This window comes from Rhizobium sp. M1 (assembly GCF_002531805.1).
Classification (GTDB): Bacteria; Pseudomonadota; Alphaproteobacteria; order Rhizobiales; family Rhizobiaceae; genus Rhizobium; species Rhizobium etli_C.
Genome location: NZ_NWSW01000029.1, coordinates 65,288 through 75,211 on the forward strand (window position 1 = coordinate 65,288; position 9,924 = coordinate 75,211).

The window sequence follows — 9,924 nt, forward strand, 5'->3', positions numbered from 1 at the left end:
CGTCAGTCGGATGCGCGCCGATGCGCCCAGATGCGCTGGAGCTTCGACATGTTTTTGAGCGAGCTTTGCACATGCGCTCGAGCTGCTGCGGCCGCCGCCTCCCGGTCGCGTGCACAGATGGCGTCTGCGATCGCCCGGTGTTCGTCGAGGTCCGTGTGCTCCAGATCCACCCAGAGAACTTCGAGCCAAAGGGCCAGGCGAAGCTGCTGATAAACTTGATCCGTCACCCTCACGAGCGCCTCGTTTCGGGTCGATTCCACGATGACGCGATGGATGTATAGTCCAAGATCCAGGTTGCGGGCCGCGTCAGACGGCGTCTTATTCGTCGTATCCTTCAGTTCAACCATCTGGGCAATGACGTCCCGGAGCCGGTCTAGGTCTTCCTCGCTCGCCACCTCGCAGGCGAGTTGCGCCGCGCAAACGTCGAGTGCTTCGCGAACAACCAGCAGATTGCAGAATTTGGTGACGTCGAGATCGGTCACCGTGTAGCCGAAATTCCGCTGACCGACGATAAGCCCTTCTTCTTCCAGCTTCATCAGCGCTTCACGCAGCGGTGTTCGGCTGACGCCGAAACGCTTGGCGAGCGTCACTTCCGAAAGGCGCTCGGAGGGGCGAAGTTGGCCGGTGAGGATCAGGTCCTTCAATTGCGAATAGGTGCTCTCACGCAATGATCCGCGCTGTTCCGTTTTGGTGGATGCCAATCGATTCCCCCTCTGCCTCTGGTCTATTCACCGCTCGGTGAGCGACACCATAACTTTTTCCCTCTTGCTCGATCAAGCGGAATACGATTATGTATACAATGTTGGCTACAACAAGCAATCATCTTTTTCGCCGGGTTTCGAAAGTCGCCGGCGATTCGGTCGCAACACCTGGAGGTCCAATGCCGGAGATTCTCAGTCTGGACGAACTGCGGAAGCGCTTTTCGAACGCTTCAGGCGGTGAGATGTTCGATCCGGAGTTTCGGAAGGTGGCCGACCTGGTCTTCGGCGACGGCGATCGTCGCCAGGCGCCTTACTGCGGCGTCCCGACATTGCTGAAGGCCCCGTATCGTCCAGACGCCGCACCCAGTTTTACCGATATAGATATTGCGCTTTTCGGCATTCCGATGGATCTCGGGGTGACAAACCGATCGGGTGCGCGGTTCGGGCCAAGAGCTGTCCGCAACGTCGACCGGGTTGGCCCTTACGATCATGTCTTGCGGACCGTCCCGACTGCCCATGCACGTGTTGCCGATGTCGGCGATGTCCCGTTCAAAAGCCGCTTCGATCTTGCGGCATCTCATGACGATATCGAGCAATTTGTCGGCGGTTTGATAGAGGCGGGGGTCGTGCCCCTGGCCGTCGGCGGCGACCACTCGGTCGGCCTTCCGATCCTGAGGGCTGTTGGCAGGGATCGTCCTGTGGGGATGATTCACATCGATGCGCATTGCGACACGGGCGGTTCGTTCGAAGGATGTAAATTCCACCATGGCGGACCCTTTCGCCAGGCGGTTCTCGATGGTGTGCTTGATCCCAGACGGACGATCCAGATCGGAATTCGTGGCAATTCCGAATATCTATGGGAATTCTCGTATGCATCCGGCATGACCGTCATTCATGCGGAGGAGGTCGGTGATCTCGGCATCAGCGCCGTCATCGCCAAGGCGAGAGACATCGTCGGGGCGGGGCCGACCTATGTCAGCTTCGACGTCGATTCTCTCGATCCCGCATTCGCGCCAGGCACGGGAACCCCCGAAGTCGGCGGCCTGACCTCGGCGCAGGCGCTTGGCATTCTGCGCGGTCTCATCGGCTTGAACATTGTCGGCGGCGACGTTGTCGAGATCGCTCCGCAATACGACCCGACGTCGAATACGGCGCAAATTGCCGCTCAGGTTTTGTTCGAACTCCTCTGCCTTGCGGCCGAGGCAATCAAGGTTCGCGCGTCCTAGCAAATGGACATCGCGGAGTCTGCAACAGCCTTGCTTGGGAAAAGGGCAGGGCGCACCAAAAAGGGGAATAAAAACATGCAAGTATCAAAGCTTTTGCTGACGTCCGCTTTGCTCGGCGTCATCTCGGCCGGCGCTGCCGCCGCGCAGACGAAACCAACCGAAATCACCATTGCGACCGAGGGCGCATACGAGCCCTGGAATTTTACCGGTCCTGACGGCAAGCTGGCCGGGTTCGAGATCGATCTCGCCAATGACCTTTGCGCCCGCATGAAGGTGAAATGCACCATCGTCGCCCAGGACTGGGACGGGCTCATTCCGTCGCTCAATGCCAAGAAGTTCGATGCCATCATGGCCTCGATGATCGTGACCGAAAAGCGCCTTGCCGTCATCTCGTTCAGCAAGCCCTATGCCCCGACCGCGGCCGCCTTCATGGTCGAGAAAACCGGTCCTCTCGCCGATCTGCCGGGGACGGGGACGACGGTCGACCTTGCCGCTGATAAGGCGAAGGTCGAGCAGGAGTTGCAGCCCCTTCGGGACGCCCTCAAAGGCAAAGCCGTGGGCGCCCAGGTGTCGACGGCGAACGCAGTCTTTCTCGATACCTATTTCAAGGGCGTTGTCGATCCAAGAGAATACAAGACCGTCGAGCAGCATGATCTGGACCTTCAGGCCGGTCGCATCGACGCCGTCGTTGCCCAGAAAACCTCGTTGACTGCAACGCTCGGCAAGGACGACTTCAAGGACTACAAGATCGCCGGCCCGACCTTCAAAGGCGGGGTCTTTGGACAGGGGATCGCGGCAGGTCTTCGCAAGGACGATACGGTGTTGAAGTCGATGTTCGACGCCGCGATCGAAGCGGCCGAAGCCGACGGCACGATCAACAAGTTGGCGCAGAAGTGGATCAAGACATCCCTTGATTGATTGAGCGGCAAAGCTCCCTCGGCAGCAATGGGCAGCCGGTGCACCGAGTAGGTCGCGCCGGCTGACCGGCGCAGCTTTGCCAGGAGCCGCCATTGAAATAGACCCCCACTTGGAGAACCTCTGTGACCATCCTTCTCAACTCCGTCGAATCTCGGGACGCTGCGTTTGTTCTTCATCCCTATACCAACGCTTCGCAGCATCTGAAGGATGGCCCGCTGGTGATCACCAGGGGCGAGGGGATCCACATCGTCGACAGCGAAGGCAACAAATACATCGAAGGTCTTGGCGGCCTGTTCTGCGCGTCGCTGGGCTTCAGCGAACAACGTCTGGTAGACGCGGCGACCCGCCAGATGAAGGAATTGCCCTTCTATCACAGCTTCGGCGGCAAAACGCATGAGACGGCGGTCGAACTTGCCGAACGGCTCATTCAGCTTTCACCGGTTCCGATGTCGAAAGTGTTCTTCGCCAATTCCGGTTCCGAGGCCAACGACACGGCCATGAAGCTTGTCTGGTACTATCACAATGCCATCGGCATGCCGGAAAAGAAGAAGATCATCTCGCGCATGCGGGCTTACCACGGCGTGACCATTGCTTCGGCAAGCCTGACCGGACTGCCGAACAATCACCGTGATTTCGATCTGCCGATTGATCGGGTGCTGCATACGGACTGCCCGGAGTTTTATCGTTACGGCCGCCCGGGCGAAACGGAGGAAGAATTCGCGACGCGCTGTGCCAATTCGCTTGAACAGATGATCCTTGCCGAGGGACCGGAAACCATCGGCGCATTCTTCGCCGAGCCCTTGATGGCATCCGGCGGCTGCATCGTTCCGCCGCCGACCTACTACGAGAAGATCCAGGCAATCCTCAAGAAATACGACGTGCTGCTGATCGCCGACGAAGTCATCTGCGGCTTTGGCAGGCTCGGCACGATGTTCGGTTCGGAAAGCTTCGGGCTTCAGCCGGATATGATCGTCATGGCAAAGCAGCTTTCGGCCGCCTACCAGCCGATCTCCGCCCTGATGATCAATGAAAAGATCCATTCCGCGGTCGTTGCCGAGAGCGAGAAAATCGGAACATTCGGACATGGTTTCACCTATAGCGGCCATCCGGTCGCGACGGCCGTCGCCCTGGAAACCCTGAAAATCTACGAGGAACGTGACATCGTTGGCCACGTCCGCACCATCGCCCCGGTGTTCCAGCGGCGGTTGAACGAACTTGGCGACCATCCGCTCGTCGGCAACGCCCGCGGTCGTGGGCTCATCGGAACCCTTGAACTGGTTCGCAACAAGGAAACGAAGGAGCCGTTCAAGCCGACGGACGGCATTGCCATTCACGCAGGCAGGCGAGCCCAGGTCCATGGCGTCATCACACGCGCCCTTGGCGACAACTACTCGCTTTGCCCGCCGCTTATCATCACCGAGGCAGAGATCCACGAATTGTTCGATCGCTCCACGCGCGCATTGGATGATACCTATACATGGGCGAGGGCAACCGGCCTCTATTGAGCGAAGGAAGCGACGATATGCGAAATTTCGAATTGCCGGGAAGATCGATGGCCGTCGGCCGCAATGGCATGGCGGCGACATCACACCCGATGGCGACTTTGACAGCGATCGAGATCCTGAAAGCCGGCGGCAAGGCCATCGACGCCGCCGTCGGCGCCTGTGCCGTCCAATGTGTCGTCGAGGCCGGATCCACCGGCATAGGCGGCGATTGCTTTGCGCTGCTGGCGTCGAATGGAAATGACGATGTCATTGCGTATAACGGCTCGGGGCGCACGCCGGCGGCGGCGCATTTTGACTGGTTTCAGGAAATCGGCATCAGTTCGATTGAGCGGTCATCGCCGCATGCGGTGACCGTTCCTGGGGCGGTGGACGCCTGGTCCCGCCTCGTTGCCGATCACGGCAGGATGCCGCTGTCGGAAATCCTTGCGCCGGCTATTGCATTGGCTCGCGACGGTTATGCAATCACGCCACGGGTTGCCGCCGATATTTCGAACCAACGCGACTTGCTGCTGCGCGATCCATCGGCACGTCGCCTTTTTCTGATCGACGATCAGGCTCCGCCGGTGGGATCGGTTCAATATCAGCCTCAACTGGCGCAAACGCTGGAAACGATCGCAACGTCAGGCCGTGACGGCTTCTATCGCGGCCCGGTGGCAGCCGACATGGTGGCCCGGCTGAATTCCCTTGGCGGCCTCCATACAGTTGAGGATTTCGCGTCAGCTGCCGGCGAATATGTGAAGCCGGTCAGCGCGACATATCGCGGATGGACCGTGCATGAATGCCCGCCGAACGGGCAGGGTATCGTCGCATTGATGATCCTGAAGATCTTGGAGCGTTTTGAACGCAAAGGCGACCCGCTTGATGTAGACAATCTGCACATCGAAGTCGAGGCCACGCGGCTGGCTTATGCCGCCCGCGATCGATGGGTCGCCGACGCGGCCGTCTCTACCATGCCGGTCGACTTCCTGTTGTCCGACGAACTCGCCGACAGCCTTGCCGCCAGGATCGATCTGAATACGATCGCCGATGCCGAGAGCGTCATCGACGGCGTCGAGCATGCGGACACGGTCTACATTTCGGTTGTCGACAAGGACCGAAATGTCGCCAGCTTCATCAATTCGATCTTCCATTCTTACGGAAGCGGATTGATGGCGCCGAATTCCGGTGTCTTGTTCCACAATCGCGGACAAAGCTTCAGTATGAAGCAGGGGCATCCGAACGTGATGGGGCCGCGCAAGCGACCCATGCACACGATCATCCCAGGTCTGGTCACCCGCAATGGCAGAAGCGTCTTGTCGTTCGGTGTGATGGGTGGGCACTATCAGGCGATGGGCCATGCCCACTTCCTCTCCAAGCTGTTCGATTTCAATCTGGACATACAAAGTGCGATTGATCTGCCTCGGCTCTTTCCGCTTCCCGGCACGACATCAATCGAAACCGAAGCGCTTCTGCGAACCTCGATCGGGCGTGATCTCGAAGCTCGCGGCTTCAAGGTCGTCGCACCGAATTGGGCGATCGGCGGCGCCCAGGCGATCTGGATAGACGATCAACACAAGACGATGCTGGGCGCTTCCGATCATCGAAAAGATGGTTGCGCGCTCGGCTATTAGAGGCGGTGGAGAGCTGAATGTCGGGATACCCGAATACCCAACTTTACATCAATGGCGCCTGGAGGCAGGGTTCAAACGACGATCTGTCCGTCGTCAATCCGGCCTCGGGCGACGTCATCGGCAGTGTCTCCAATGCCGGTCCTCATGATCTCGACCAAGCGCTTTCGGCCGCCGCCGCCGGCTTTGAGCAATGGCGGCGCATAAATGCGTTCGAGCGGGCAAAGCTGATGCATGCGGCGGCCGAGATCCTGCGGCAGCGCTCTGCGGCGATCTCGCGAATAATGACATTGGAACAAGGAAAACCGCTCGCTGAGTCCAAGGCGGAGGCAGTCGCGGCTGCCGACATCATCGACTGGTTTGCCGAGGAATCCCGCCGCGCCTACGGCCGGCTGATCCCACCGCGAGCGAGCAATGTCAGGCAGATGGTGGTCAAGGAACCTGTCGGCCCGGTAGCGGCCTTCAGTCCCTGGAACTTTCCGCTGAACCAGGCTGTGCGCAAGGTCGCGGCCGCCCTTGCAGCCGGCTGCTCGATCATATTGAAGGGGCCGGAGGAGACGCCGGCAAGCTGCGCCGAACTTGTTCGCGCCTTTGCCGATGCGGGTCTGCCGGCGGGCGTCCTTAATCTCGTTTTCGGAATTCCGGCCGATATTTCAAATCACTTGATCCCGCACCCCGTTATCCGGAAAATTTCCTTCACCGGATCGACCGTCGTTGGAAAGCAGTTGGCCTCGCTGGCCGGCGCCCACATGAAGCGGGTGACTATGGAACTCGGAGGCCATGCGCCTGCGCTCGTGTTCGATGATGCCGATATCGATCTCGCAGTCAGGCTATTGGCCGCTGCGAAATTTCGAAATGCCGGGCAAGTCTGCGTCGCGCCGACCCGGTTTCTCATTCAGCAACGCGTCTTCGATAAATTCCTCGATGGCCTGGTAAAGGCGGCCGAGGCGATCACCGTCGGCGATGGATTGAGCGACGGCGTGACCATGGGACCGCTTGCCAACGCGAGGCGGGTAGGGGCCATGGAGGCGCTGACGGCCGACGCGGTGATGCATGGTGCGAAGATTGCGACCGGCGGCAAAAGGATCGGTAATCTCGGCAACTTCTTCCAGCCGACGGTTCTTACCGACGTTCCACAGAATGCCCGCGTGCTCAGCGAAGAACCATTCGGCCCCTTGGCGATCGTGAGTGCATTTTCGGACTACAATTCTGCCATTGCGGAGGCCAACCGCCTGCCATACGGCCTGGCGGCCTTTGCCTACACAACTTCGGCAAAGACCAGCGCAGGCCTTGCTCGCGATATCGAAAGTGGCATGCTGTCGATCAACCATCATGGGCTGGCGCTGCCGGAACTGCACTTCGGAGGCATAAAGGATTCCGGCTACGGTTCGGAAGGCGGCTCTGAAGCCATGGAGAGTTACCTCAATACGAAACTCGTCACCGAGGCTGCTTGAGGACGCTATCGGCCCGCCTTTGCCGCTTCTCTATCCTTCATACGGCAAAATTCGATCAACTGCTCCGAGGTCATGGGTCGGGCCAGAGCGTAACCTTGCAGCAAATGGCAGCCGAGATCTTTCAGGATCTTGGCATGCTCCATTGTCTCCACGCCTTCGGCAACGATGTCGATGTTCTGCGACCGGCCGATTTCGATAATCGAGGAGACCAGACGGCGTTGAGATGCAGACGCGATGATCGGTTTGATGATCTCTCGATCGATCTTAAGCCTTCGTGGCTCAAATCGAAGCAAGCTGACGATACTGGCATGTTCCGTGCCGAAATCGTCGATCTCGATTTCAATGCCGAGCGCTTTGATTGCCGGAATGACCTCATTGAGGGCAAGCTGAAGCTCATCGAAGGAGATCGTTTCGAGCAGCTCGAAACAGAGCCGACCCTTTGCTGCGGGAAGCTCGGACAGCTCGCCGAGCAGATTGGCCTGCGCCAGCCGGCGCGCTGAAATATTGACTGAAACCCGCGGGATTTGCATTCCCAAGCCGTCCCATCGTATCAGCTCGAACAGCGCCTTTTGCAGGATCAGCCTGTCCATGTCGCCACTGCGCCCCAGCCTTTCCGCAGCATCCAGAAACGCGTTCGGGCCGAGCAGACCTTTTCGCGGATGATCCCAGCGGGCAAGCGCTTCGACGCCTGCGATATCGAGCGTGCTTGCATTGAACTGTGGCTGGAAGAACGCAACGAGTTCATCGCGGTCGAGCGCCTGATTGAATTCATCCGCCAGTTCTTTTGAATGGATCGCGGCTCTGCGAAGCTCTTCGGTGAAAACGGCGGCGCGGCCGCGGCCGGCTTTCTTCGCCTCGTACAAAGCCAAGTCGGCATTCAGAAGCAGCTGACCGAGATCGCGGTCGCGAGCGCGTTCAGTCTCCCAGGCGACACCGACGCTTGCGCCGACCACATAACCGGCTCCATCGATAAAGATGGTCTGCTGCAGCGTGTCGACGATCTGCCTGGCCAATTCGGTTGCTTTAGGCTCGGGATTGCTGCTCCAACTGGCGAAGACGAACTCGTCTCCGCCGATGCGCGCCGCGACGTCGTTTGGGCCGGTCAAATCGGCAAGCCGCGAAGCCGTTGTTTGCAGGACCATGTCGCCGCCGGCGTGCCCCTTCGTGTCGTTGATCTCTTTAAACCGGTCAAGGTCGATATGGATAAGGATCAGGCGGTCTTGCGGATCGGGCCTTGGCGGCTGCGAGATCATCTGGTCGACAAACCGCCGATTGGGTAGCCCGGTGAGGGCGTCATGCAGTGACAGGTGCTCCAGCCTCTGTCGTGCTCGTACGAGCTTGCTCTTGTGAAGGCGAAGTTTTTCGATGGTCTTCTGGCGCGATTTGGTCAGAAAGCCGACCCAGACGATCGGCGCGACGACACACAAGGCCAACAGGCTGGCATAAACCTCAAAAGTGCCGATGCCGTTATTCTGGCCCCATCCATGCCTCGGAAGTGCGGCGAGGGACCACCGGCCGTACGTCATATCGACGGAGGCGACGACCGGTTTCTTCCCAAAAGTTTCCAGGCTGCCAAGAAACACCTGTTTGGCCGAGTTCGGCTCCGGCGTCGTGCTGATGGCGATCTCCAGGTCGGTCGAACTAAGACCACTATCCCGGTATAGCCTCGGAATATCGATGACTCCCGAAAGCAGCCCCCAAAAGATCTGGCTGTTTCCGTCGTCGATATAAACCGGGCACCTGACAATGAAAGCCGTTCCGCCTTGGACAAGTTCCACCGGGCCTGTCAGGACGATATTGTGGGTGTTGCGCGCCAGCATCGCGGCGGCCCGTTGCTTCTCATTTTTTCGGTAGTCGAGTCCGATGGCCTTTTCATTTCCTTTTTCCGGATAAACCCACTGGACCACCATGTCGGGCGCTGCAGCGAAGCTTCGCAATTGTGACTCAGGCTGCAGAATCTGCGCGGCAAGTTTGGAAAATCTGTTCTGGCCCATCGCCGGATCGACCGCGATACCCGCCGCCAAACCTTGCAACAGCTTCACATTGCTATTGAGGTTCGTCTGCAATCGAGATGACATCGTCGCAAGCTCGCCGGCAACAACCGAGCGTTCGTCGGCCAACGACCGCTCAAGCCGCCAGTCCGTTGCCACCCAGACGACGATGGCTGCGATAATGGCCGCAAATAGTGCCGGAGCGAATGCGCTCGCATGGCTCATCAGGGAGCCCGCGAGGCTGCGAATTATCTTTGTATTGCTTCGAAACGTCATCAGGTCGCCAGTGTGAATGACAGGCTTGCATCCTTGCACGGTTTCTTTAAGGCAACGCTAAACCGCCGATCCGGTTGCAGGAAAGACAATCCAGTGGGGAATATGGTGAGCTCGACGCGCACGGCTGCGTCCACCTTTGCGGAGCCGGGAGGGCGAGCGAGGAGGCGGGCATGTCGCGCTTGGAAATAGAATGTACCCCGCTACATACAATGTGGCGGTGAAGTTGGAATGTCCGGATCTCTGCAA

7 protein-coding genes are annotated in these 9,924 nt (G+C 59.1%); 5 read left to right on the forward strand and 2 right to left on the reverse strand.

The window, feature by feature from the left end; all coding sequences use genetic code 11:
* Positions 1–2: 2 nt before the first annotated feature.
* Positions 3–701 carry a GntR family transcriptional regulator gene (locus tag CO655_RS25405; protein ID WP_010029967.1) on the reverse strand — a complete coding sequence of 233 codons (699 nt, stop codon included), beginning with the start codon at positions 699–701 and terminating at the stop codon, positions 3–5.
* 179 nt (positions 702–880) lie between these two features.
* Between CO655_RS25405 and speB the strand changes: the two genes are divergently transcribed.
* From speB to CO655_RS25430, 5 genes are all read left to right on the forward strand, one after another.
* A complete protein-coding gene (speB, locus tag CO655_RS25410) occupies positions 881–1,927 on the forward strand; it encodes an agmatinase (protein WP_097667279.1) in 1,047 nt (348 codons plus the stop codon).
* Positions 1,928–2,002: 75 nt separating this feature from the next.
* On the forward strand, positions 2,003–2,845 hold the full coding sequence (locus tag CO655_RS25415) for a transporter substrate-binding domain-containing protein (RefSeq protein WP_004671707.1): 843 nt from the start codon (positions 2,003–2,005) through the stop codon (positions 2,843–2,845).
* A gap of 122 nt (positions 2,846–2,967) precedes the next feature.
* The gene (locus CO655_RS25420; protein WP_097667280.1) at positions 2,968–4,350 is read left to right on the forward strand and encodes an aspartate aminotransferase family protein; all 1,383 of its coding nucleotides are present in this window, start codon (positions 2,968–2,970) and stop codon (positions 4,348–4,350) included.
* Between the two features lie 17 nt (positions 4,351–4,367).
* Entirely contained in the window at positions 4,368–5,960 is a 1,593-nt protein-coding gene (gene ggt, locus CO655_RS25425) for a gamma-glutamyltransferase (RefSeq protein WP_097667283.1), read from the forward strand.
* A 17-nt stretch (positions 5,961–5,977) separates the two neighbouring features.
* Positions 5,978–7,411, forward strand: a complete 1,434-nt coding sequence (locus CO655_RS25430; RefSeq protein ID WP_097667281.1) for an NAD-dependent succinate-semialdehyde dehydrogenase — start codon at positions 5,978–5,980, stop codon at positions 7,409–7,411.
* Positions 7,412–7,416: 5 nt separating this feature from the next.
* On the opposite strand, the gene CO655_RS25435 is transcribed toward CO655_RS25430, so the two are convergent.
* Positions 7,417–9,678: a bifunctional diguanylate cyclase/phosphodiesterase gene (locus tag CO655_RS25435; protein WP_097667282.1), complete on the reverse strand. Its 2,262-nt coding sequence runs from the start codon at positions 9,676–9,678 to the stop codon at positions 7,417–7,419.
* Positions 9,679–9,924 lie beyond the last annotated feature (246 nt).

Coding starts and splice junctions, on each gene's coding strand:
- CO655_RS25435 (WP_097667282.1), bottom strand. CDS start 9,678: ATGACGTTTCGAAGCAATACAAAGATAATTCGCAGCCTCGCGGGCTCC.
- ggt (WP_097667283.1), top strand. CDS start 4,368: ATGCGAAATTTCGAATTGCCGGGAAGATCGATGGCCGTCGGCCGCAAT.
- CO655_RS25430 (WP_097667281.1), top strand. CDS start 5,978: ATGTCGGGATACCCGAATACCCAACTTTACATCAATGGCGCCTGGAGG.
- speB (WP_097667279.1), top strand. CDS start 881: ATGCCGGAGATTCTCAGTCTGGACGAACTGCGGAAGCGCTTTTCGAAC.
- CO655_RS25415 (WP_004671707.1), top strand. CDS start 2,003: ATGCAAGTATCAAAGCTTTTGCTGACGTCCGCTTTGCTCGGCGTCATC.